The 582-nt window shown below is 56.5% G+C and carries 1 protein-coding gene; it reads right to left on the bottom strand.

The window, feature by feature from the left end; translation table 11 throughout:
- Positions 1 to 139: 139 nt before the first annotated feature.
- Positions 140 to 582 (bottom strand): hypothetical protein (locus ACFFWD_RS36575; RefSeq protein ID WP_376973973.1); only part of this gene is annotated, 443 nt, incomplete at its 5' end.

Genomic DNA, 582 nt, shown 5'->3' with positions numbered 1-582 from the left:
GTCGGCGATCTCTTTGTCGGTAGCGCCGAGCCGGCAAAGCTTCGCGGCCTGGTCTGCATACTCAGGGATGTGGTCGGAGGGGCGCCCGCGCTTGGCCCCGCCCTATTATGCGCACTGCATCGGGAAAATTGGCAACAGGTCAGTAGATGCTCAGCCCATCGGCCGTGAGGTGAACGCCATCGGTTGCAGCAAGCAACAAGACCAACTCACCTGTTCCGTTGAATTCCTCGAAGCTCTTCCACTCGCCGTACTTGTTCCAAATTTTCTCAAGTGTCTTGTCCAGACCGATGATGTATTTCGCCAGCCAATTACCGGATTGCAGGAACTCCTTGAACTTCGGCGCCAGATCAACCTCCCCGCCCAGGCCATTCAGGTGACCAAGGAGATACGAGGTGAATGTGAGAAAGCGATCGTACTCGCCCGTGATCGCCCTGAAGCACTTCCAGCCGTCGTTATCATATCTGAAGGCATCCACCGCGGCTTCAACACGATCGTGGAGACCATCGAGCGCCGCGAAGAACGTCTCTTCAAAATGAGCCACCTGTTCCGGATAGAACGATGCGCTCAACCTGGTCGCCGCAT

The sequence above is a fragment of the Bradyrhizobium erythrophlei genome, assembly GCF_042430365.1.
In the GTDB taxonomy this organism is placed as follows: domain Bacteria; phylum Pseudomonadota; class Alphaproteobacteria; order Rhizobiales; family Xanthobacteraceae; genus Bradyrhizobium; species Bradyrhizobium erythrophlei.
This window is presented reverse-complemented; position numbering and strand designations above follow the sequence as displayed.